General features: G+C 67.4%; 20 protein-coding genes. 18 read left to right on the forward strand and 2 right to left on the reverse strand.

All coding sequences use genetic code 11. The annotated features are described in order from the left end of the window. The first annotated feature begins 20 nt into the window (after positions 1 to 20). The 4 genes from F3H87_RS08335 to F3H87_RS08350 are packed head-to-tail and all read left to right on the forward strand — an operon-like array spanning position 21 to position 3,520. Positions 21 to 1,514, forward strand: a complete 1,494-nt coding sequence (locus F3H87_RS08335) for a 6-hydroxynicotinate reductase (protein ID WP_149788118.1) — start codon at positions 21 to 23, stop codon at positions 1,512 to 1,514. Continuing rightward, complete coding sequence (locus F3H87_RS08340; protein WP_149788119.1) at positions 1,511 to 2,362, forward strand: UPF0280 family protein; 852 nt, start codon at positions 1,511 to 1,513, stop codon at positions 2,360 to 2,362. Before F3H87_RS08335 ends, F3H87_RS08340 begins: the two co-directional genes overlap by 4 nt. Further along, positions 2,355 to 2,939 (forward strand): amino acid synthesis family protein, encoded by a 585-nt coding sequence (locus F3H87_RS08345; protein WP_149788120.1) that lies wholly within the window; start codon positions 2,355 to 2,357, stop codon positions 2,937 to 2,939. The genes F3H87_RS08340 and F3H87_RS08345 overlap by 8 nt, the downstream gene beginning before the upstream one ends. After that, positions 2,936 to 3,520, forward strand: coding sequence for an amino acid synthesis family protein (locus tag F3H87_RS08350; protein WP_149788121.1), 585 nt, complete (start codon positions 2,936 to 2,938; stop codon positions 3,518 to 3,520). Before F3H87_RS08345 ends, F3H87_RS08350 begins: the two co-directional genes overlap by 4 nt. Before the next feature lie 361 nt (positions 3,521 to 3,881). Here the strand turns inward: F3H87_RS08350 and F3H87_RS08355 are convergent, their stop codons facing one another. Next, positions 3,882 to 4,307, reverse strand: coding sequence for a MarR family winged helix-turn-helix transcriptional regulator (locus F3H87_RS08355; protein WP_149788122.1), 426 nt, complete (start codon positions 4,305 to 4,307; stop codon positions 3,882 to 3,884). Positions 4,308 to 4,469: 162 nt separating this feature from the next. Between F3H87_RS08355 and F3H87_RS08360 the strand changes: the two genes are divergently transcribed. The 11 genes from F3H87_RS08360 to F3H87_RS08410 all read left to right on the forward strand — a co-directional run bounded on the left by F3H87_RS08360 (position 4,470) and on the right by F3H87_RS08410 (position 16,151). Further along, complete coding sequence (locus F3H87_RS08360; RefSeq protein WP_149788123.1) at positions 4,470 to 5,537, forward strand: aromatic ring-hydroxylating dioxygenase subunit alpha; 1,068 nt, start codon at positions 4,470 to 4,472, stop codon at positions 5,535 to 5,537. 33 nt (positions 5,538 to 5,570) lie between these two features. Beyond that, positions 5,571 to 6,776, forward strand: a complete 1,206-nt coding sequence (locus F3H87_RS08365; RefSeq protein WP_149788124.1) for an ABC transporter substrate-binding protein — start codon at positions 5,571 to 5,573, stop codon at positions 6,774 to 6,776. 78 nt (positions 6,777 to 6,854) lie between these two features. After that, positions 6,855 to 8,717, forward strand: coding sequence for an ABC transporter permease (locus tag F3H87_RS08370; RefSeq protein WP_149788125.1), 1,863 nt, complete (start codon positions 6,855 to 6,857; stop codon positions 8,715 to 8,717). After that, positions 8,714 to 9,493, forward strand: coding sequence for an ABC transporter ATP-binding protein (locus F3H87_RS08375; RefSeq protein WP_149788126.1), 780 nt, complete (start codon positions 8,714 to 8,716; stop codon positions 9,491 to 9,493). The genes F3H87_RS08370 and F3H87_RS08375 overlap by 4 nt, the downstream gene beginning before the upstream one ends. Next, entirely contained in the window at positions 9,486 to 10,187 is a 702-nt protein-coding gene (locus F3H87_RS08380) for an ABC transporter ATP-binding protein (RefSeq protein WP_149788127.1), read from the forward strand. Before F3H87_RS08375 ends, F3H87_RS08380 begins: the two co-directional genes overlap by 8 nt. A 75-nt stretch (positions 10,188 to 10,262) precedes the next feature. Further along, positions 10,263 to 11,177, forward strand: coding sequence for a lipid A-modifier LpxR family protein (locus F3H87_RS08385; RefSeq protein WP_149788128.1), 915 nt, complete (start codon positions 10,263 to 10,265; stop codon positions 11,175 to 11,177). Between the two features lie 127 nt (positions 11,178 to 11,304). After that, positions 11,305 to 12,372: a Hint domain-containing protein gene (locus F3H87_RS08390; protein ID WP_149788129.1), complete on the forward strand. Its 1,068-nt coding sequence runs from the start codon at positions 11,305 to 11,307 to the stop codon at positions 12,370 to 12,372. Between the two features lie 239 nt (positions 12,373 to 12,611). Next, entirely contained in the window at positions 12,612 to 13,232 is a 621-nt protein-coding gene (rpsD, locus tag F3H87_RS08395; protein WP_149788130.1) for a 30S ribosomal protein S4, read from the forward strand. A 161-nt stretch (positions 13,233 to 13,393) separates the two neighbouring features. After that, positions 13,394 to 14,479 carry a histidinol-phosphate transaminase gene (gene hisC, locus F3H87_RS08400; protein WP_149788131.1) on the forward strand — a complete coding sequence of 362 codons (1,086 nt, stop codon included), beginning with the start codon at positions 13,394 to 13,396 and terminating at the stop codon, positions 14,477 to 14,479. Next, complete coding sequence (locus F3H87_RS08405) at positions 14,476 to 15,396, forward strand: prephenate/arogenate dehydrogenase family protein (RefSeq protein WP_149788132.1); 921 nt, start codon at positions 14,476 to 14,478, stop codon at positions 15,394 to 15,396. Before hisC ends, F3H87_RS08405 begins: the two co-directional genes overlap by 4 nt. Continuing rightward, complete coding sequence (locus tag F3H87_RS08410) at positions 15,393 to 16,151, forward strand: extensin-like domain-containing protein (protein WP_149788133.1); 759 nt, start codon at positions 15,393 to 15,395, stop codon at positions 16,149 to 16,151. The genes F3H87_RS08405 and F3H87_RS08410 overlap by 4 nt, the downstream gene beginning before the upstream one ends. A gap of 4 nt (positions 16,152 to 16,155) precedes the next feature. On the opposite strand, the gene F3H87_RS08415 is transcribed toward F3H87_RS08410, so the two are convergent. Beyond that, positions 16,156 to 17,157 carry a DUF2125 domain-containing protein gene (locus tag F3H87_RS08415; RefSeq protein WP_149788134.1) on the reverse strand — a complete coding sequence of 334 codons (1,002 nt, stop codon included), beginning with the start codon at positions 17,155 to 17,157 and terminating at the stop codon, positions 16,156 to 16,158. Positions 17,158 to 17,222: 65 nt separating this feature from the next. On the opposite strand from F3H87_RS08415, the gene F3H87_RS08420 reads away from it, so the two are divergent. From F3H87_RS08420 to F3H87_RS08430, 3 genes are all read left to right on the forward strand, one after another. Beyond that, positions 17,223 to 17,753, forward strand: coding sequence for a gamma-glutamylcyclotransferase (locus F3H87_RS08420; RefSeq protein WP_188129198.1), 531 nt, complete (start codon positions 17,223 to 17,225; stop codon positions 17,751 to 17,753). 66 nt (positions 17,754 to 17,819) lie between these two features. After that, entirely contained in the window at positions 17,820 to 19,031 is a 1,212-nt protein-coding gene (locus tag F3H87_RS08425; protein ID WP_149788135.1) for a biopolymer transporter ExbB, read from the forward strand. 3 nt (positions 19,032 to 19,034) lie between these two features. Next, the gene (locus F3H87_RS08430) at positions 19,035 to 20,975 is read left to right on the forward strand and encodes a peptidoglycan -binding protein (RefSeq protein ID WP_149788136.1); all 1,941 of its coding nucleotides are present in this window, start codon (positions 19,035 to 19,037) and stop codon (positions 20,973 to 20,975) included.

A 20,975-nucleotide genomic window follows, 5' to 3' on the forward strand; every position in this document is an offset into this window, starting at 1 on the left:
TTCCATCACAGGAGGCAGCGATGCCTGACGATACCCCCCGCACCAGACCCGAAAAGATCCGCTGCGATGCCTGCCCGGTGATGTGCTATATCGCCGACGGCAAGGCCGGGGCCTGCGACCGCTATGCCAATCACGACGGCGAGCTTGTGCGGCTGGACCCGCTGACGGTGATCCAGTCGGGCGCGCAGGCGGTGGCGTTCCTGCATGACGACGCGCAGGCGCAGGACTGGGACGGCGACATGATCCAGGGCGACCGCACCTTCGTGACCGCCGTGGGCGCGGGCACCACCTATCCCGATTACAAGCCCGCCCCCTTCATCGTCAGCCAGGAGGTCGAGGGCGTCGACATGGTGACGGTCGTGACCGAGGGAATCTTCAGCTATTGTGGGGTCAAGGTGAAGATCGACACCGACCGCCATATTGGCCACGAACGCGCCGTGGTGCGCGTGGACGGCGAGGCGATCGGCCATGTGATGACATCCGAATACGGATCGAAAATGCTGTCGCTTGGCGGGGTCGAACACCTGACCGGCGGGTCCAAGAAAGAGGGCCGCGTGACCTGCGACGCGCTGCTGCGGCTGTGCAACCGCGAGGCGGTGGAGATGGTGATCGACGGCGGCGCGATCCTTGTGGTGCAGGCCGGTCAGCCGCCGGTCATCAACGGCCAGCCGGAAAAGCTGATGCGGGTGGGCTGCGGCTCGGCCACGATCGGGATGTTCGCCAAGCAATGGGAGCCGCATGTGGACGAGGTGATCGTGGTCGATGACCACATCACCGGCGTGCTGACCGAGCACGAGGCGGGCAAGCAGTTGGGGATGCGGCCCTCGGGGATCAAGATCAACGGGCGGCGCTCGACGCCGGGGCGGTATTTCCAGGTGGCGGAACCCGGCACCGGCTGGGGCGGCACCGATGTGGAGGACCCGCTGACCATCCTGCGCCCGGCCGATCCCAAGCTGGCCTGGCCGGGGCTGCGGCTGCTGATGGTGTCGACCACGGGCGAGCAATGGGCCTATTTCACGCTGGACGAGGATTTGCAGCCGCAGGTGGCCGGGATCACCCCGCCGCTGCTGCAAAGCTGTGAGCGGATCGCCGAGAATTGCGAGCCGTCGCTGTGCTCGGTGCTGTTCATGGGCGGCGCGGGCGGCAGCCTGCGGGCGGGGGTGACGGAAAACCCGGTGCGGCTGACCCATTCGGTCAAGGATGCGCTGACCTATGTCAGTTGCGGCGGGGCCGAGGCCTATGTCTGGCCGGGGGGCGGCATCACCTTCATGGCGGATGTGATGGAGATGCCCAGCAATTCCTTCGGCTACGTGCCGACGCCCGCGCTGGTCGCGCCCATCGAGTTCACGCTGCGGGCCGGGGATTACGCCGCCCTGGGCGGGCATGTGGACCATGTGAAACCCGTGGGCCAGGTGCTGAACCCCGATATCCGCAAGGTGTTGCCGACCGGCGGGCCCGATCCGCATACCCGCCAGCACCACCGCTGGAGCCATGCGAAGAAGGGCCGGACATGACCGGCCCGGTGGCTGCCATGCTGCCCGGGGACCGGCTGCATTTGCAGCACGGGCCCATCGACCTTGTGATCGGGGCCGATGGCGACCGGCGCGCGGCCTATCGCGCGGCCTGGGCGCGGTTTCAGACGGTGCTGCCGGAGCTGGTGGAGGAGTTGCCGCTGCTGCGGTCCGCGCCGGGCGACAGGCCGGCGGGCGCGGTGGCGCGGCGGATGCATGCGGCCTGTGTGCCCCATGCGGCGGGGTTCGTCACGCCGATGGCCGCGGTTGCGGGATCGGTCGCCGACGAGGTGCTGGCGGCGATGGTGGCGGCGGGGCCGCTGACTCGGGCCTATGTGAACAATGGCGGCGATATCGCGCTGCACCTTGGAGCGGGGCGGCGGTTCTCGGTCGGGGTGGCGGGGCTGGACGGCGCGGCGCTGGGGCAGGCCGAGATTGCCGCCGACAGCCCGGTGCGCGGCGTGGCGACCAGCGGCGCGGGCGGGCGCAGCCTGTCGCTGGGCATCGCCGACAGCGTGACGGTGCTGGCGCGCGATGCGGCGCGGGCGGACGTGGCGGCGACGCTGATCGCCAACGCGGTGGATCTGCCGGGCCATCCCGCGATTGCGCGCGTTCCGGCACGTGAGTTGCAACCCGACAGCGATCTGGGCGGGCGGCTGGTGGTCACCCGTGTCGGGGCGCTGGTGGCGGCGGACGTGGCGCGCGCGCTGGAGGCCGGTGTTGCGGTGGCGCGCGGGATGCGCGAGCGTGGGTTGATCGAAGGGGCGGCTTTGATGCTGCGGGGGCAGGCACGGCAGGTGGATGCCAATGCCGGTGCAAGGAAAATCGAAAGGAACTATGTGAATGCCTGATGTCGAGATAAGAAAGATCGCCACCTCGCTGGAGGAGATCCACCACGAGGGCGGGCCGCGGGCCGAGACACCCTATCGCCGGGCGGCTATCGTGGCGGTGATCCGCAACCCCTATGCCGGGGCCTATCACGAGGATATCCAGCCCTTCATGGACGATCTGAAACCGCTGGGCGTGATGATGGCGCAGCGGCTGGTCGACATGCTGGGCGGCGACCCTTCGGTGGTCGAGGGCTATGGCAAGGGCGCCATCGTCGGACTGGCCGGCGAGACCGAGCATGGCGCGCTGTGGCACGCGCCGGGCGGCTACGCGATGCGCGAGGTTCTGGGCGGCTCGAAGGCCATCGTGCCCTCGACCAAGAAGGTCGGCGGGCCGGGCACCCGGCTGGACGTGCCGGTGACCCATACCGGGGCAAGCTACGTGCGCAGCCATTTCGACAGTATCGAGGTGGGGCTGAACGATGCGCCGCGCGCCGATGAAATGGCGGTGGTGCTGGTGATGACGACCGGTGCGCGGGTGCACAACCGTGCGGGCGGTCTGGCCGCTGCGGATATCAAGGGAGAGGACGGTCTGAGATGAAAGCCGGGATTCGCAAGCTGGCGGTCTGGGTCGAGGAGACCCATGCCGAGATCGGGAAGAAAATCCTGCCGCCCACGCGCAAGGCCGTGGCGGTGGCGGTCATCCGCAACCCGTTCGCCGGGAAATATCACGAGGATCTGTCGGAGCTGATGGAGATCGGCGAGGAGCTGGGCGGGCTGCTGGGCGAAAAGGCGGTGGCCGCGCTGGGGATCGAACCCGCGCAGGCCGAAAGCTATGGCAAGGCCGCGATGGTGGGCGAGAACGGCGAGCTGGAGCACGCCGCCGCGATCCTGCATCCGAAACTGGGCGCGCCTTTGCGCAAGGCGGTGGAAAAGGGCGCCGCGCTGGTGCCGTCGTCGAAAAAGATGGGCGGGCCGGGGCAGGATCTGGACGTGCCGCTGGGCCACAAGGACGCAGCCTATGTGCGCAGCCATTTCGACGGGGTCGAGGTGCGGATGAACGACGCGCCGCGCGCGGACGAGATCATGGTGGCGGTGGCCGTCACCGACAGCGGCCGCCCCCTGCCGCGCGTCGGCGGGCTGACCCATGAAGAGGCCGAGGGCAAGGACGGGTTGCGGTAGGATGACGGCTTTGCCGGAGGAGGTATAACCCGAGGGCAGCTTCGCGGGCTTTTCTACTGTTCGATTTGTTTCGCAACAAAAGGGCAGCGCATGGCCGCGGTCGGGCGATCCAACCTTTGTTGCGGTCACTTTATCGCGCCGCCACTTCCTCCCTCAGACCGTGGCACTGGCGGCAGCCAATCGCCCGGCCGGGGGGCGGCCGTGCGATGCCCGGGCCGCTTCGCGGCTGTTCCGGGCAGGGTGCGAGGTTCGAATGTCGGCTCGGCGTTCCAAGTAAACTTCTGGATTTTTATGAAGTGCGGCCCCCGTGCGGCGGGTGCATGTAAGGTGCTTACCCTCCGACACCGGGCAACAACCCGGCCTACAGCTTGTCCAGCAACGCCAGCAGGCGGTCGAGTTCGCGCGGGGTCAGGTTGGCGGCGGTGGCGCGGGAAATCTCGGCCGCGGTCACCACCGCCCTGTCGGCAAAGCGCCGCCCCTCGTCGGTGAGCGAGATCACCAGCCGGCGCATGTCGGTGGGGCTTTTGGCGCTGGTCACCAGGTTCTTGACCTTGAGCCGGTCGACCACGCCCTTGGTGGTCGCCGCGTCGAGCCCGACCAGCCGGCCCAGGTGATTCTGCGAGATCGGGCCGGAATCGCGCAGCCGGGACAGGATGGCGAATTGCGTCGGCGTCACCTCGGGCATCATGCGGGCGAAAAGCTCCAGATGCTTCTGGTTTGCCAGCCGCAGCTTGAATCCGATCTGGTCCTCGAGCCGGTAATCGTGGTTGGTTTCCGCGTCCATCATGTTCACATCGCCTAATTTCGGTTCACTCTTTCACGAACCGCGCCGATGGTCCAACATTTGCGCGGAGATCGGCGCAGAAATTGTTTGACAACTAACAATATGATGGTGCCCAATCGTGACAAGGTGCCGCAGGGCGCGCAAGGCAGCAGGGGGATGTTCGCGATGAGCTTCGTCAGGAACGCCTGGTATGTCGCGGGGTGGTCGCGGGATTTCGGCGATGCGCTGAAACCCGTCACGATCACCGGTCAGAACATGGTGATGTTCCGCGCCTCGACCGGCCGGGTCGTCGCGCTGGAGGACCGCTGCCCGCACAAGCAACTGCCGCTGTCGAAGGGCAAGCGCATCGGCGACACGGTGCAATGCGGCTATCACGGGATGACCTTCGATTGTTCGGGCAAATGCGTGCGCGTGCCGGGGCAGGACAACCTGCCGCGCAGCGCCTATGTCGATGCCTTCCCTGTCGAGGAGCGTAACGGCATCGTCTGGGTCTGGACCGGCGAGCCGGACAAGGCCGATCCGTCGAAGATCTTTCATATGGAAGAATTCGACGATCCCGGCTGGCACGCCCATCATGGCGGGGCGCTGCATATCCGCGCGCATTACCTGAACGTGGCGGAAAACCTGGTCGATCCGGCGCATGTCAGCTTTGTGCATCCCACCACGCTGGGCAGCGCGGCGTCCGAGGACGTGCCGGTGCATGTCTCGACCAGCGGCGAGGTGATCACCGCCTGGCGCTGGATCAGGAATGCGCCGCCGGTCGGGTTCTTCCAGAAATTCGGCGGTTTCGCGGGCAACGTGGATCGCTGGCACTATTACTACCTCCACCTGCCGTCGACCGCGGTGATAGATTTCGGCAGCGTCGATGCGGGGCTGAACCTGCCCGAGGAAAGCCGCGACCGGGGCGTTCGCATTTTCGCATTGCATTTCGTCACCCCGGTGACCGAGGATTACACCATCGACCACTGGATGCATCTGCGAAACATCGCGCAGGGCGACGAAGACGCCAGCGCGCAGATGGATGCGATGTTCCGTATCGCGTTCGACGAGGATAAAGAGGTGTTGGAGGCCATACACGAGGAAGAGCAGCGGCCGCAAAAGCGCAAGCCGATACGGATCGCCATCGACAAGGCGCCGAATGTCTATCGCAAGCGCATCCGCGATCTGATCGAGGCGGAAACGACCGAGTATCTGGGAGAGCCGGTAAGGCCGACATTCGTTCAGCTCGACTGAGGCTGGACACGGGACCAACAAAGAGGACACAGAATGAAACGCAAGACGTTTTTGAAGGGCCTGATGGGTGCTGCCACCCTTGCGGCCCTGCCGCTGACGGCGATGGCGCAAGAGGCCATCAAGATCGGCGAGATCAACCATTACAAGCGCATGGCGGCCTTTGCCGAGCCCTACCGGAAGGGGATCGAGCTGGCGCTGGAGCAGGTGAACGAGGCGGGCGGCGTGATGGGCCGGCCGGTCGAGTTCATCTTTCGGGACGACCAGGGCGAGCCCGGCGAGGCGGTGAAGATCGCCGAAGAGCTGATGACGCGCGACGGCGCGGTGATGCTGACCGGCGCGATCCTGTCCAATGTGGGGCTGGCGCTGTCCTCCATGGCGGCGCAAAAGGGCTATGTCTACCTGGCGTCCGAGCCTCTGGCCGACAGCCTGGTCTGGGAAAGCGGCAATGCCTACACGTTCCGGCTGCGCAGCTCGACCTACATGCAGGCGGCGATGCTGGCCGAGCAGGCCGCCAAGACCGACGCGGTGAAATACGCGCTGATCGCGCCCAACTATGCCTATGGCAAGGACGCGGTGGCGGCGTTCAAGGAAAACCTGCAGCGGCTGAAGCCGGATGTCGAGTTCGTGGCCGAACAATGGCCCGCGCTGTTCAAGATCGACGCGGGCGCAGAGGTGCAGGCGCTGGAACGCGCCAAGCCCGACGCGATCTACAACGTGACCTTCGGCCCCGACCTGGCCAAGTTCGTGCGCGAGGGCACCGATCGCGGGCTGTTCGACGGGCGCGAGGTCTTTGGCCTGCTGTCGGGTGAGCCGGAATACCTCGACCCGCTGGGCGACGAGGCGCCCGAGGGCTGGGTCGTCACCGGATACCCGTGGTACGACCTGAAGGACGGTCCGGGCGGCGAATTCGTGGCCGCCTACCAGGAGCGGTGGGACGATTATCCGCGGCTGGGCTCGATCGTGGGCTACATGACCGCGCAATCCATCTTTGCCGCGCTTGAAAAGGCCGGGAGCACCGATTCCGAGGCGATCCGCGAGGCGTTCTCGGGCCTGCAACTGGATACGCCGGTGGGGCAGATCACCTATCGCGCGATCGACCATCAGTCGACCATGGGCGCCTATGTGGGCAAGACCACCCTGCGCGACGGCAAGGGCGTCATGACGGACTGGGAATACAAGGACGGCGCGAACTACCTGCCGTCCGACGAAGAGGTCAGCAAGCTGCGCCCCGCAGACTGATCCCGCAACTTCCCCCGTCGCGCGGCGATGCCGCCTGCGCGGCGGGGCAATAATCCTCAAACCGGAACAGGGACGTAGATGGGCCTTTTCATCGCTCAGCTATTGACGGGTCTTGCCAATGCCGGGGCGCTTTTCATGGTCGCCTCGGGGCTGAGCCTGATCTTTGGCGTCACCCGCATCGTCAATTTCGCGCATGGCAGTTTCTACATGCTGGGGGCCTATATCGGCTATACGCTGATGCAGGTCCTGCCGGGCGCGGTGGGCTTCTGGGGCGCGATCCTGCTGGCGGGTATCGCGGTGGGCGTGATCGGGATGCTGGTCGAGATCCTGGTGCTGCGGCCGATCTATCGCGCGCCGGAACTGTTCCAGCTTGTCGCCACTTTCGGGGTGATCCTGGTGGTGCAGGACCTGGCGCTGATGGTCTGGGGGCCGGACGACCTGCTGGGCCCGCGCGCGCCGGGGCTGCGCGGCGTGGTGCGGATCATGGGCGAGCCGATCCCGAAATACGATATCGCGCTGCTGGTCATCACGCCCTTCGTGGCGCTGGCGCTGTGGTACCTGATCACCAAGACCCGTGTCGGCATCCTTGTGCGCGCGGCCACGCAGGACCGCGAGATGGTGGGCGCGCTGGGCGTCAACCAGGCGTGGCTGTTCACCGGGGTCTTTGCGCTGGGTTGCGCGCTGGCCGGCCTGGGGGGGGCGCTGCAACTGCCCAAGGGCGGGGCCGACCTGCTGATGGATTTCAACATCCTGACCGCCGTTTTCGTCGTGGTGGTGATCGGCGGCATGGGGTCGCTGCCGGGGGCCTATCTTGCGGCGGTCATCATCTCGGTCCTGAACGTGTTCGGCGTGACCTACCTGCCGCAATCGACGCTGGTGCTGATGTTCGTCGTCATGGTGCTGGTGCTGATGGTCCGGCCCTATGGCCTGTTCGGCCGCGAGGAGGTGGCGGGCGAGCACGGCCAGGTCGGCGAGCCAGAGCGCCCGATCAAGCCCGCCGGGCTGCAGGTGCGGCTGCTGGTGGCGGCAGGTGTCGCGGCGCTGGCGGCGCTGCCGCTGTTCGGGTCGAACTTTACGCAGGTGCTGGCGACCGACATCCTGATCTTCTGCCTGTTCGCGGCCAGCCTGCATTTCCTGCTGGGGCTGGGCGGGATGGTCAGCTTCGGGCACGCGGCCTATTTCGGCGGCGGGGCCTATGTCGCGGCGTTGCTGGTGACCCATGCGGATACGCCGATGGAACTGGCCTTCCTGCTGGCGCCGATCGGGGCGGGGATGGCGGCGATCATCATCGGCTGGATCTGCCTGCGCCTGACCGGCGTCTATTTCGCAATGCTGACGCTGGCCTTTGCGCAACTGCTGTGGAGCCTCGTGTTCCAGTGGGGCGAGGTGACCGGCGGGGATGACGGGCTGCTGAGCATCTGGCCCGCGCCATGGCTGTCGGGCACGACCGCCTATTACTATTTCGCGCTGGTGCTGAGCGTGGGCGGCATCCTGTTCTTGCGCCATGTCGCGCATTCGCCCTTCGGCTATGCGCTGCGCGCGGCGCGCGACAGCGAAAGGCAGGCCGAGGCGACGGGGATCGACACCCGCCGCGTGCGGATGTTCGCCTTTGCCTTCGCGGGCATGATGGCGGGATTGGCCGGTGGGCTGTTCGTGTTCTCGAAAGGCAGTATCTTTCCCAACGAACTGGAGATCACGCGCAGTTTCGATGCGCTGATCGTGGTGTTCCTGGGCGGGGTCAAGACGCTGTCGGGCGGGATCGTCGGCGGTGCCTTCTTCAAGGGGGTCGAGGATATGCTGACGCGGTATGAATACTGGCGGCTGGCGATGGGCCTGCTGATCATCTTCGTGGTGATCGTGGCGCCTGACGGCATCGTCGGCACCCTGCGCAAGCTGGCCGAGCGGGCCGGCCTGCTGCGCCGCGCGGAGGACGAGACATGAGCGTGGTTCTGGAAACCCGGGGCCTGACCAAGGCGTTCGGCGGGCTGGTCGCGGTGAACGACGTGTCGTTCAAGCTGCAAAAGGGCGAGTTGCTGGCGCTGATCGGCCCGAACGGCGCGGGCAAGAGCACGTGTTTCAACATGCTGATGGGGCAGTTGAAGCCGACTGGTGGCCGCGTGTTCCTGATGGGCGAGGACATCACCGGCAAATCCCCGCGCGATATCTGGCGGCGCGGTGTCGGACGGACGTTCCAGATCACGGCGACCTATGCCTCGATGACGGTGATCGAAAACGTGCAGATGGCGCTGCTGTCGCATAATCGCCAGGTGTTCAGGGCGCTGCCCTTCGCCCACCGGATGCACCGCGCCCGCGCGCTGGAGTTGCTGGGCATGGTCGGCATGGAAGCGCAGGCCGAGCGGCATTGCGCGGTGCTGGCCTATGGCGATCTGAAGCGGCTGGAACTGGCGATCGCGCTGGCGCATGAACCCACGTTGTTGCTGATGGACGAGCCCACCGCCGGCATGGCCCCGCGCGAACGGATCGCGCTGATGCAGCTGACCGCCGATATCGTGCGCGACCAGGGGGTGAGCGTGCTGTTCACCGAACATGACATGGACGTGGTGTTCGCCCATGCGCACCGGATCATGGTGCTGAACCGGGGCGAGCTGATCGCCGATGGCAGCGTCGATCAGATCCGCAACGATCCGCGCGTGCAGGAGGTGTATCTGGGCGGCGGCACCGTGTTCAAATCCGAAGACGAGGCGGCAGATGCTTGAACTGAGCGCGGTCAATTCCTTTTACGGCAAGGCCCATGTGCTGAACGATCTGAGTTTCACCGTCGCGCGCGGGCAGGTGGTGGCGCTCTTGGGCCGCAACGGCGCGGGCAAGACCACGACGATGAAATCCATCATGCAGCTGGTCGTGCCGCGATCGGGCAAGGTGACGTTCCAGGGCCACGACATCACCGGGTCGGCGCCGCACAAGGTGGCCAAGCTGGGGCTGGGTTACGTGCCCGAAGAGCGGCGCATCTTCACCGACCTGACGGTTCTGGAAAACCTCGAGGTCGGCCGCCAGCCCCCGCGCGAGGGCAGCTATGCCTGGACCACCGAGATGCTGTTCGACCTGTTCCCGAACCTGGCCGAGCGGCGCGGCAACCGGGGCAAGGCGCTGTCGGGGGGCGAGCAGCAGATGCTGACCATCGCGCGCACGCTGATGGGCAACCCGTCCTTCGTGCTGCTGGACGAACCGAGCGAGGGCATCGCCCCGGTGATCGTCGAACAGATGGCGCGGGTGATCATCCAGCTGAAACAGGAGGGGCTGACCGTGCTGTTGTCGGAGCAGAACCTGCATTTCGCCCGCGCGGTGGCCGACATGGCCGTGATCATCGAGGGCGGCACGCAGAAATTCACCGGCACGCTGGACGAGCTGAACGCCCACCCGGAAATCCGCGACGCCTATCTGTCGGTCTGAGCATTCGGGGCCTATCGCCGGCTTGCGCCTTTGGGTAGAAAAGGGGTTCGTGCGCGGCGAACCGGGATGAATTTCATGATCCGTATCATTGCAACGGGCCTTCTGTGCCTTGGTCTTCTGGGCCAGCAGGCGCTTGCCGGCGACAGGGACCTGATCGGCCGGGGCGGTGTGATCGTGAACGATTCCTTCGGCGACCTGCACGACCGCTGGCGCACCGGCTCGGCGGTGGGCAGCCGGGTCTGGGGGCCGGAATGGACGGGCCGCGCGCCCGAAGGGTTCGGCCGGCTGCTGGAGTTGCGGTTCGGCGGGCAGATCATCGCGCCGGCCAATACCCGCACCCCCGATCCGCGCGACCGGCCCTATGCCGGGGCGCTGTTTGCCGGGCTGCATACGCATTTCAGCCGTGGTGCGATGGATTTCGCGCTGGGCGCCGACCTGGTGGTGACCGGGCCGCAGACCGGGCTGGACGATTTCCAGGATGCGCTGCACGACCTGGCGGGGATCGACCAGACCTCGGACGGCGTGCGGGCGGGGCAGATCGAAAACGGGGTCCACCCCACGCTGGTGTTCGAGGCGGGCCGCGACCTGCGCCTGTCGCCCGGCGCGGTGCTGCGCCCCTTCGTCGAGGCGCGCTGGGGCGACGAGACCCTGCTGCGCGTCGGCGGCGACCTGGTGCTGGGCACGGTCGGGCAGGGCGAACTTTGGGTGCGCGATGCGGTGACGGGGCACCGCTATCGCACGGTGCGCCAGCCGTTTTCGGGCTTTGCCTTCGTGCTGGGGGCGGATGTTGCCCATGTGGCCGACAGCGTCTACCTGCCCGAGGCGCGGGGGTACGAGCTGACGGATACGCGCACGCGCCTGCGCATGGGGCTGCATTACGAGGGGCGCAAGGCGCGGCTGTTCTATGGCCTGACCTACATGGGCGAAGAGTTCGACGACCAGCCCGAGGGGCAGTTGTCGGGCGCGGTCAGCGTGAATTTCCGCTTCTGATCCGCCGGGCCCGCGTGGCCGATCCACCACAGCGCGTAATTCCCTGAGAATAAAAACCCTTTTCGGGGCGAATCGGGTCTGTTAGCGTCGGTGCAATAATAAACCGAGGCAGACATACAGGCAGAGCATGGGAACGGGCTTTGGGGGCACGTTCGTCATCTCCTGGTCGCAAACTGAAGTGGACGGTCTTGAGGCCGCGCCGATTGAATCGCTGACCGTAGGGGCCGCGTGGGCGTGGCGCGGGGATGCGGTTCGGGTCGACGGACCACGGGAATTGTTGCGGCTTGAACAGGCGGATGGCGAGGATAACGTCCGGCGGCGCGCCGCGCGCATGGTGCGGCGGCTGGTCGGCGCGGCCATCAGCGGCGAGCGCGACCTGGACCGGGTCGAGGCGCCCGAGCAGGCCGGCGATTGCGCGGTCGTGGTGACCGACGGGGCGCAGACCTATACCATGACGGTGATCGAGACCGGCACCGGGACGCCGCCCCTGCTGATGTTTCTCGATGCGCTGCCGCCGCGCAACAGCGACCTGTGGGTTGTGCATCATTCGCTGGACAACCTGACGCAACAGAACCCGCTGGGCCCGTCCAGCGGCGGGGTGATCTGCTTTACCCCCGGCACGATGATCGCAACGGCCGACGGCCCGCGCCTTGTCGAGGATCTGCGCGAGGGCGACAGGGTGCAGACCCGCGACAACGGCGCGCAGGAGGTGCTTTGGATCGGCAGCCGCCACATGACCGGCGCGCGACTGTTCGCGATGCCCAAGCTGCGCCCGATCCGGTTTCGCCCCGGCGCGCTGGATGTCGACCGGCCCGACCGGGAACTTGTTGTCTCGCCCGAGCACCGGATGCTGGTGCAGGGCCGGGTGGCACAGGCGCTGTTCAACACCCCCGAGGTGCTGGTGGCGGCGCGCGATCTTGTGAACGGTTCGACCGTCGCGGTGGATACCGCGCTGAAGGAGGTGACCTATATCCACCTGCTGCTGCCCCGGCACGAGGTGATCTGGGCCAACGGCGTGCAAAGCGAAAGCTTCCACCCGGCCAACGCGGCGATGAGCACGCTGGCCGACGACGACCGCGCGCGCCTGCTGGCGATGTATCCCGAACTGGAATACGACGTGACCAGCTATGGCAGCTACGCGCGGCGCAACCTGAGCACCTCGGAGGCGGCGATCCTGCAGCACGAGGCGGCCTGAGGCGGCTTTTGCGTGTTGACTCTGGCTTCGGCGGGCGTATAAGCGCGGCTTCATTGGTGTTGGTGGCCCCCGCAAGGGGATGCCTGTCGGGTCGCAAGGCCAGAGGACAACGCCCTTTAGCAACGGCACGAGGCTGACCGCCTGACCGCCCACGGATCAAGCTGAAACGCGATTTCAGCCCGAAAAGTGGGACCCGGTTTTCGGATCAAGCTGAAATGCCTCTATAAAGGAGATCAGCCGTGACCAAACGCACGTCTGCCAAGTACAAAATCGACCGCCGGATGGGCGAAAACATCTGGGGCCGTCCGAAATCCCCCGTCAACCGCCGCGAATACGGCCCCGGCCAGCACGGCCAGCGCCGCAAGGGCAAGCTGTCGGATTTCGGCATCCAACTGCGCGCCAAGCAAAAGCTGAAGGGCTATTACGGCGACCTGACGGAAAAGCAGTTCCGCCGCATCTTCCGTGACGCCGAGCGTCAGCGCGGCGATACCGGCGAGCTTCTCGTCGGCCTGCTGGAGCGTCGCCTGGACGCCGTGGTTTACCGCGCCAAGTTCGTGCCGACGATCTTTGCCGCGCGCCAGTTCGTGAACCATGGCCATGTGCTGGTGAACGGCAAGCGCGTGAACATCCCCTCCTACCGCGTGAAAGAGGGTGACGTGATCGAGGTGCGCGAGAAATCCAAGCAGATGGCCGCGATCCTGGAAGCCGTGCAACTGGCCGAGCGTGATGTGCCCGATTACATCGACGCCGACCATTCGAAGCTGACCGCCACCTTCGTGCGCACCCCGGGCCTGAGCGACGTGCCCTACCCGGTGATGATGGAACCGAACCTGGTCATCGAATTCTACGCGCAGAACTGATCTGCGCCGATCTTCGACGTTTCGGAAAACCCGCCCGGCCTTGCCGCGGCGGGTTTTTCATGCGCGGGCACGTGCATTGCGGCAACAGCCGCCCGGGCTGCCGCGTTTCAATCTTTCCATGGGCGGGCGCCATCGCTAAAGACGGGGCGAGGAGTGCTGCCATGACCAAGATCACCCCCCAGCCGGGCATCCTTGAAATTGCGCCTTACGTGGGCGGGGCGAGCCATGTCGACGGCGTGTCGGACGTGGTCAAGCTGAGTTCGAACGAAAACCCCTTCGGCCCGTCCGAGGCCACGGTCGAGGCGTTCCGCCGTGCCGGGTTCGAGCTGCACCGCTATCCGTCGACCGACCACGGCGCCTTGCGCGCGGCCATCGGCGCGGTGCATGGGCTGGACCCCGAACGTATCGTTTGCGGTGTGGGCAGCGACGAGATCCTGCACCTGCTGTGCCAGGCCTATGCCGGGCCGGGCGACGAGGTGATCCATACCGAGCACGGGTTCGCCATCTATCGCATCGGCGCGCTGGCGGCGGGGGCGACCCCCGTCGAGGTCAAGGAAAACAACCGCGTGACGGACGTGGACGCGATCCTTAAGGCCTGCACCCGGCGCACGAAGCTGGTGTTCATCGCCAACCCCAACAACCCCACCGGCACGATGATCGGCGCCGAGGATGTGCGGCGGCTGGCCGACGGCATCCCGGAAACCGCGCTTCTGGTGCTGGACGGGGCCTATGCCGAGTATGTCGAGGGGTTCGACGGCGGCGCGGCGCTGGCCGAGGGGCGCGACAACGTGGTGATGACGCGGACATTCTCGAAAATCTACGGGCTGGGCGGGTTGCGCGTCGGCTGGGGCTATGCCCCGGCGCATGTGATCGACGTGCTGAACCGTATCCGCGGGCCGTTCAACCTGTCGACGCCGGCGCTGGCCGCCGCCGAGGCGGCGGTGAAGGATCAGGCCTGGGTCGAGAAATGCCGCGCCGACAACACCCGCCTGCGCGCCTGGCTGGCCGAGGTGCTGGCAGGCCACGGCGTGCCGAGCGACCCGAGCGAGACCAATTTCATCCTGGCGCGGTTCACTGACGCCGGTGAGGCCGCCGCCTGCAACGAATACCTGAAATCGCAGGGCCTGATCGTGCGGCCGGTGGGCAGTTACAACCTGCCGGAATACCTGCGCATCACCGTGGGGGACGAGGCATCGTGCCGCCGGGTGGCCCATGCGATCGGGCAGTTCAAGGGGGGTGCCGCGTGAGTGTGATCTATGACCGCGTGGCACTGATCGGGCTGGGCCTTATCGCCGGCTCGATGTCGCTGGCGATGCGCCGGCGCGGGCTGGCGGGCGAGGTCACGGGCTATGCCCGCAGCCAGACCACCCGTGACACCGCGCGGCGGATCGGGCTGGTCGACCGGGTGTGCGACAGCGCGGCCGAGGCGGTCGAGGGCGCGGACCTTGTGGTTTTGTGCGTGCCGGTGGGCGCGATGGAAGCGGTGGCCGGGGAAATCGCCCCGCACCTGAAACCAGGCTGCACGCTGTCGGACGTTGGATCGGTCAAGCGCGCGGTGATCGACGCGGTCGGCCCGCATGTGCCCGCGGGCGTCGATTTCATCCCCGCGCACCCGCTGGCGGGAACCGAGCATTCCGGCCCGGAATCGGGCTTTGCCACGCTGTTCGAAAACCGCTGGTGCCTGCTGGTGCCCGAGGGCGATGTGCGCCCCGAGGCGCTGGACCGGCTTCGCGCGCTGTGGGAAGGGATGGGCGCGCATGTCGATACGATGGAGCCCGATCACCACGATCTTGTGCTGGCGGTCACCAGCCACGCGCCGCACCTGATCGCCTATACGATGGTGGGCGTGGCCGATGATTTGCGCCGGGTGACCGACAGCGAGGTGATCAAGTATTCCGCCGCCGGTTTCCGCGATTTCACCCGGATCGCGGCCAGCGATCCGACCATGTGGCGCGACGTGTTCCTGTCGAACAAGGACGCGACGCTGGAGATACTGGGCCGTTTCACCGAAGAGCTGTTCGCGCTGCAGCGCGCGATCCGCATCGGTGATGGCGACCACCTGTTCGATTACTTCACCCGCACCCGCGCGATCCGGCGCGGCATCATCGAGGCGGGGCAGGACACCGACGCGCCGGATTTCGGCCGGGTGAAACCGGCGGAATGAGGGCGGCGGCGCTGATACTGGCCCTTGCGGTGGCCGGTGCGGCGCGGGCCGACGCGCCCGAACAATCGCTGCGCCCGGTGCCGCGCGCGGCCAGCGCGGAAACCGCCCCTGCGGGGGACGCGGCGACGGGGCAGGGGCAGGGGATGCGGGGCTTTTTCCGCTCGCTCCGGCCGCAGCCGCGCAGCGCCCGGGTCGAGGATCAGGCCCGCGTGACGCGCGCCGCCCTGCGCCGTGGCGCGGTGTGCGGCGATGTGGATCTGCAGGGCGATGCCGTCGGCCGGGTGTCGGGCCAGATGGGCGGCTGCGGGATCGACCAGGCGGTGCGGCTGAAAAGCATCTCGGGCGTGCGCCTGTCGACGCCGGCGGTGATGGATTGCGGCACCGCCAGGGCGCTCAAATCATGGGTTGCGGGCGGGATGCGCCCGGCGGTGGGCAGCCACGGTGGCGGTGTCGACAGCATCCGCGTCATGGCCAGCTATGCCTGCCGCACCCGCAACAGCCAGAAAGGCGCCAAGGTTTCGGAGCACGGCAAGGGGCGGGCGCTGGATATCGGCGGTTTCGCCCTGCGCAACGGCACCGAGATCAGCGTTCTGCGCGACTGGGGCCGCGGAAGCGAGGGGCGCATCCTGCGCCAGATGCATCGCAGCGCCTGCGGCCCGTTCGGCACGGTGCTTGGCCCCGAGGCGAACCGCTTTCACCGCGACCATTTCCATTTCGACACCGCGCGCTATCGCAAGGGCAGCTACTGCAAGTAGACGCTCAGCGCAGTTTCAGCACCGGGGCCGGCCCGATGGGGACGGGGCCGAGAAAGACGCGCCCGCCGCGAAAATCCAGCGGGATGTCGAGTGTCTGGCTGTTGCCCGACAATTGCGCGATCATCGACAGCCCGGTTTCCAGCTGATCGGCCAGCCCGCCCGGCAGCCGCCCCGAGGCGCGGGCCAGTTGCAGGATGTCGCGCCAGTTGCGGGCCTTGACGGTCATCTGGCCGGTGGGATGGCCATCGGCGTCGACATCCACCTGCCCCGCCACGGCGAGTTCCAGATCGCCCCAATGCGCCTCGGCCAGCCTGACGGTGATCTGCGTGGGCTGGGGGCGCGCGGTTTCGATCGCGTGGCGATCCCACGGGCGGTCGAAACTGGCCCGGATATCGGCGCGGAAGGCGCTGAGGGTTTGCGGCAACTCGCCCGTGGTGTCGAGCCTGAGCCGCGCGGCACGGGCGGGGGCGAGGTTCTCGGCCGCCCAGCCAAGGTGATAGGTCGCCTCGCCGCCTTCGACGCGTTCGACGGCAAGGCGCAGGGCGGTCATGGCGGTGGTCTCGCCCGCCTCGTCGGTGATCGACAAGGTGTCGGCGACAAGGTTGGCACGCTCCAGCGGCAGGTCGGTATCGGCGCCGACAACCGCGCTGGCCTGCATCTCGGCGCTGGTGACGGTGTATTTCTGCAGCGGCGTGGCGAGTTTCTGGTCGCGCGGCCAAACGGCGATCACGTGGTTGGGCCGATAGCTGAGCGCGAGCAACTGGAAGAACGGGGCCTCCCACGCCCAGCCGGTTTCGGGGTCGGCAAGGCGGATGTCGGTGAAGGTGGTGTCGAACCGGTTGGGAAAGCCGTTCACGGTCATGTCGCCGCTTTCGGCCACCCACCCCTCGGTGCGGCGGGCGTCGAACCAGGCGGCGAAACCGGATTTCACCCCGCTTGCGCCGATCCACCAATACCCCGCCCACAGCCCGGCGGCGACAAGGACAACAACAAGAAGGCGTTTCATCGGCGGCCCCTTTTCCTTTCGGTTGCCGTGGTGTTTACAGGGGCCGAAAGGGAAGGGCCAGACAGATGACGATGTGGGTGTTCGGATACGGATCGCTGCTTTGGAACCCCGGTTTCGGGGTGGCGGAAAGCGTGCTGGCGCGGTTGCCCGACTATCACCGCAGTTTCTGCATGCGTTCGATCCACCACCGCGGCACGGTCGCGGCGCCGGGGCTGGTGCTGGCGCTGGACGAATGGCCGGGCGCATCCTGCCTGGGGCTGGCGCTGGCGGTGGATGCCGGGCAGGAGGACGCCACACTGGCCTATCTGCGCGAGCGTGAGCTGATATCCTCGGCCTACCTGGAAAAGATGCTGGACCTGGAACTGACCGATGGCCGGAGGGTTACGGCGGTGACCTATGTGATCGACCCCGACCACGACCAGTATTGCGGCGGGCTGCCGCTGGAGGAACAGGCCGGCATCATCGCCCGCGCGGTGGGCGGGCGCGGGCCGAACACCGAGTATCTGCACAATACCGTGGCGCATCTGCGCGGTCTGGGCATCGACGACGCCGATCTGGAATGGCTGGACGAACGGGTGCGGTCGATCGGCGGATAAATCCTTGGCTTGCCCCGGCTGACGCTCTAGGATCGCGCAAGAAAACAAGTGTCAGGAGCTGTCCTTATGGACCAGCCGGACCGCGAGGCCGAGCCGCAGTTTACCAAGCCCGTCCGTCAGATCCTTCTGATGGTGCTCGTGCTGTTGCTGACTGCGGGGGTTGTGGCGCTGGCGCTGCCCACGATCCTGCCGATTTTCGAGGCCAACCCGTATCTGAACGGGTTTATCGGATTCGTGTTCCTGCTGGGGATCGTCGCCTGTTTCTACCAGGTGGCGCAGTTGTTCAACTCGGTGCGCTGGATCGGCGATTTCGCCGGCGGGGACGATGCGGGCCGCGCGCCGGTCCTGCTGGCGCCGCTGGCCACGCTTTTGCGCGCGCGCGGGCAGCGGATGCAGATTGCCGCGACCTCCACCCGCTCGATCCTCGATTCCGTCAGCACGCGCATCGACGAGGACCGCGAGATCACGCGCTATATCGTCAACCTGCTGATTTTCCTCGGGCTTCTGGGCACGTTTTACGGGCTGGCGACCACGGTGCCGGCGCTGGTGGACACGATCCGCGGCCTCGCCCCGGGCGAGGACGAGGAAGGCGTTGCCGTTTTCGGCCGGCTGATGAGCGGGCTGGACGCGCAGCTTTCTGGCATGGGCGTCGCGTTCGGGTCGTCCCTGCTGGGCCTGGCCGGGTCGCTGGTGGTGGGGCTGCTGGAGCTGTTCGCCGGGCACGGGCAAAACCGGTTCTACCGCGAGCTTGAGGAATGGCTGAGCTCGATCACGCGGCTGGGATTCTCCGGCGAGGGCGAGGGCGGCGGCGATCATGGCGCGATGGCGCAGGTGATCGACCACATGGCCGAGCAGATGGAGGAACTGCGCGTGCTGCACGCGCAGGGCGAGGCGGGGCGCCGGGACCTGGACGGGCAACTGGGCCTGCTGGTCGGCTCGGTCGAGCGGCTGACCGACCGGCTGGCCGGGGCGGGCCAGTTGCACGACGCGCTGAGCCGCATCGCCGAAAGCCAGGAACAGCTTGTCGCCACGATGGCCGAATCCGGCGGCGATGGCATGGATGCCGAAAGCCGGATGCGCCTGCGCTCGATCGACGTGCAGCTTTTGCGCATCCTTGAGGAGCTGAGCGCCGGTCGGCAGGAAACCATGACCGAGCTGCGCACCGACCTTGCCGCGCTGACCCGCGCGGTCGGGCAGGTGCCGCCGCGCAGGCCCCGGCAGGTGAAGCTGGCCGAGACCGCCGCCCGGAGCGACACCGACCCGGAGCGGGAGGGCTGAGCCATGGCCCTGTCGCGCCGCACCGGGCAAAGGTTCCAGGGCTCGATCTGGCCGGGTTTCGTGGATGCGGTGACCGGCCTGCTGATGGTTCTGGTATTCGTGCTGACGATCTTCATGGTCGTGCAATACGTGCTGCGCGAAACGATCAGCGGGCAGGACAAGCGGCTGGACGCGCTGTCCTCGGAAATCGCGGCGCTGTCGCAGGCGCTGGGGATGGAACGGCGGCGCAACGAGGATCTGACCGCGCGGGTGGGCGAGCTGGACAGCACGCTGAGCGCCGCGCGCGCCGAGGCCGAGCAGCAATCGTCGCTGATCGCGGCGCTGCGGGCCGATCTGGGCGCGCGCGAGGCCGAGTTGTCGGCGGCACAATCCCGCATCACCGATTTCGAGGCGCAGGTGGCCGCGCTGATTGCGCAGCGCGATACCGCGCTGGGTGAGGTGACGGCGCTGGAGGGCGAAAAGACCGAGCTTTTGTCGCAGCAGGAGGCGCTGAACGCCGCGCTGGCGCAGGCCCGCGACGAACTGGACGCCGGGGCCGAGGCGGCCCGGCTGGCCGCCGCCCGGCGCGAGGCGCTGGAGGCATTGATCGCCGATCTGCGCCGCCAGAACGCCGAGGCGCAGGACACCGCCGCCGGGTTGTCGGCGCGCGTGGACGACTTGCAGGAGTCGCTGAGCGAGGAAGAGGCCGCCCGGCTGGCCGAGGCCGAGGCGGCGGCGGCCCTGCGCAAGCGGCTGGAAGAGGCCGATGCCGAACTGACCGCGATGACCCTGGCGCTTGAGGAGCAGCGCAGGCGAGCCGAGGATACGCTGAGCCTGCTGGCCGCCGCCGAGGCCGCGCAGGAGGATCTGAACACCCGGCTGGCGCGGGCGCTTCTGGCGCAGGAAGAGAGCGAGGCCGGGAATTCGGCGCTGGAGGCGCGGCTGGACGAGGCGCTGACCGCGCTGCGCGAGGCCGAGGGGCAGGTGGCCGACATGCAGGCCACGCAGGCGCGTGACGAGGCCGCATTGCGCGCCGAGCTTGAGCGCGCGCTGGCGGCGAAACTGGCCGCCGAGACCCGCGCGCAGGAGGCCGAGGGCGCACTGGCGCAAACCGAGGAAGAGGTGCAGCAACGGCTGGCCGAGGCATTGGCTGCAAAGCTGGCCGCCGAGCAGGAGACCGAAACCGCCCTGAGCGCGGCCGAACAGCGCGCGGCGCTGCTGGCGCAGGCCCGGCGGGAACTGGCGGATGCGCAGGAGACCAGCACCGAGGCACAGCGGCAGCAGGCGTTGTTGAACCAGCAGGTTGCCGCCTTGCGCACGCAACTGGGCGAGTTGCGCGCGCTGCTGGACGATTACGAGGACCGCGACGCCGCCGCGCGGGTGCAGATCGAAACGCTGGGTTCCGACCTGAACGCCGCGCTGGCGCGTGCCGCGGCCGAGGAACGCCGCCGCCGGCAGCTGGAAGAGGAAGAGCGCAGGCGGCTCGAGGCGGAAAAGGCCGATCTGGAACGCTATCGCAGCGAGTTCTTCGGCCGGTTGCGGGAAATCCTCGGCAACCAGGAGGGCGTGCGGATCGAGGGGGATCGCTTTGTCTTTTCCTCGGAGGTGCTGTTCGATGCGGGCAGCGCGGATCTGAGCCCCGATGGCGAACGCGAGATCGCCAATGTCGCGGGCATCCTGCGCAACGTGGCCGACGATATCCCCGCCGGGATCGACTGGATCATTCGCGTGGACGGGCATACCGACGACGTGCCGGTGCGGCCCGGCGCGGCCTTTGCAGATAACTGGGAACTCAGCCAGGCGCGTGCGTTGTCGGTGGTGCGCTACATGATCGAGGCGCTCGGTATACCGCCCGACCGGCTGGCGGCCAACGGGTTCGGGCAATACCAGCCGGTGAACCCCGCCGACACGGCCGAGGCGCGGGCGCAGAACCGGCGGATCGAACTGAAGCTGACCGAACGCTGA

This window comes from Lutimaribacter pacificus, assembly GCF_900142185.1.
In the GTDB taxonomy this organism is placed as follows: Bacteria; Pseudomonadota; Alphaproteobacteria; order Rhodobacterales; family Rhodobacteraceae; genus Lutimaribacter; species Lutimaribacter pacificus.

Bases quoted from the DNA above. Each gene is read 5' to 3' on its own strand.
- F3H87_RS08410 (WP_149788133.1), top strand. From the start codon at position 15,393: ATGAGGGCGGCGGCGCTGATACTGGCCCTTGCGGTGGCCGGTGCGGCG.
- F3H87_RS08335 (WP_149788118.1), top strand. From the start codon at position 21: ATGCCTGACGATACCCCCCGCACCAGACCCGAAAAGATCCGCTGCGAT.
- F3H87_RS08385 (WP_149788128.1), top strand. From the start codon at position 10,263: ATGATCCGTATCATTGCAACGGGCCTTCTGTGCCTTGGTCTTCTGGGC.
- F3H87_RS08350 (WP_149788121.1), top strand. From the start codon at position 2,936: ATGAAAGCCGGGATTCGCAAGCTGGCGGTCTGGGTCGAGGAGACCCAT.
- F3H87_RS08370 (WP_149788125.1), top strand. From the start codon at position 6,855: ATGGGCCTTTTCATCGCTCAGCTATTGACGGGTCTTGCCAATGCCGGG.
- F3H87_RS08415 (WP_149788134.1), bottom strand. From the start codon at position 17,157: ATGAAACGCCTTCTTGTTGTTGTCCTTGTCGCCGCCGGGCTGTGGGCG.
- F3H87_RS08340 (WP_149788119.1), top strand. From the start codon at position 1,511: ATGACCGGCCCGGTGGCTGCCATGCTGCCCGGGGACCGGCTGCATTTG.
- F3H87_RS08380 (WP_149788127.1), top strand. From the start codon at position 9,486: ATGCTTGAACTGAGCGCGGTCAATTCCTTTTACGGCAAGGCCCATGTG.
- F3H87_RS08365 (WP_149788124.1), top strand. From the start codon at position 5,571: ATGAAACGCAAGACGTTTTTGAAGGGCCTGATGGGTGCTGCCACCCTT.
- F3H87_RS08375 (WP_149788126.1), top strand. From the start codon at position 8,714: ATGAGCGTGGTTCTGGAAACCCGGGGCCTGACCAAGGCGTTCGGCGGG.
- hisC (WP_149788131.1), top strand. From the start codon at position 13,394: ATGACCAAGATCACCCCCCAGCCGGGCATCCTTGAAATTGCGCCTTAC.
- F3H87_RS08420 (WP_188129198.1), top strand. From the start codon at position 17,223: ATGACGATGTGGGTGTTCGGATACGGATCGCTGCTTTGGAACCCCGGT.
- F3H87_RS08390 (WP_149788129.1), top strand. From the start codon at position 11,305: ATGGGAACGGGCTTTGGGGGCACGTTCGTCATCTCCTGGTCGCAAACT.
- F3H87_RS08425 (WP_149788135.1), top strand. From the start codon at position 17,820: ATGGACCAGCCGGACCGCGAGGCCGAGCCGCAGTTTACCAAGCCCGTC.
- F3H87_RS08345 (WP_149788120.1), top strand. From the start codon at position 2,355: ATGCCTGATGTCGAGATAAGAAAGATCGCCACCTCGCTGGAGGAGATC.
- F3H87_RS08360 (WP_149788123.1), top strand. From the start codon at position 4,470: ATGAGCTTCGTCAGGAACGCCTGGTATGTCGCGGGGTGGTCGCGGGAT.
- F3H87_RS08430 (WP_149788136.1), top strand. From the start codon at position 19,035: ATGGCCCTGTCGCGCCGCACCGGGCAAAGGTTCCAGGGCTCGATCTGG.
- F3H87_RS08355 (WP_149788122.1), bottom strand. From the start codon at position 4,307: ATGATGGACGCGGAAACCAACCACGATTACCGGCTCGAGGACCAGATC.